The sequence below is a fragment of the Vibrio cionasavignyae genome (assembly GCF_050337155.1).
GTDB classification, from domain to species: Bacteria; Pseudomonadota; Gammaproteobacteria; order Enterobacterales; family Vibrionaceae; genus Vibrio; species Vibrio nomapromontoriensis.
The window spans coordinates 1-656 of the sequence record NZ_JAKJSR010000069.1; the positions used below are offsets into that span (position 1 = coordinate 1).

The window sequence follows — 656 nt, forward strand, 5'->3', positions numbered from 1 at the left end:
TTTGCCAATTTTCACTGACGGACTCATCCAAAGCAAGAGCTGTGTTCTTATCTACAATCCCATCGACTTCACCAATTTTATAAGTTTCATGCGTGTTATGCGTCGGTTCATAACCCTTCTGAAACTGTTTAATAGCGCTTTCTGTCGCTTTGCCAAAATCTCCGTCAGCCCCCGCAGGACCTAAATCGAAACCCAATTCAATCAATGCCTCTTGAACGACTTTGACTTCAAGACCTTTACTTCCATTACTAAGGGCCTCTCCATCACCAAAAGCCAATAACTCCAAGTTGTCCGATGTTGATAACGGCTCTGAACGAAGAATGAGCTGCTTAACTTTAATCACAGGTGTGTTCTTATCAGCGCCCGAATCACCAATAATAGGATGCACATGACAGTGGGATTTACTGCCAACTTCACACTGAATATTGGAATGAGCAAACACTATTTTTGATGTGGTCACGTCTTCAGCAGGCAAAGGAAAACGAGCGGAATATTGACCACTCGACTCTTTAGGTAATGTCACTTGAAGCTTATCACCAAGTAATAACGCAGAAGGGTCGGCATCATAGCGCGGGTTCATCCCTAATAGGGACTTAGGCGAAAGATTATATAACGCAGCAATACTACTCCATGTTTCACGTTGATTCGTCTTAGAG

General features: G+C 43.1%; 1 protein-coding gene. It reads right to left on the reverse strand.

Features of this window, described 5'->3' with window-relative positions; translation table 11 throughout:
- A partial coding sequence (locus tag L4D74_RS25180) for a peptidoglycan-binding protein (protein ID WP_428755128.1) occupies positions 1–656 on the reverse strand: 656 nt, incomplete at both ends.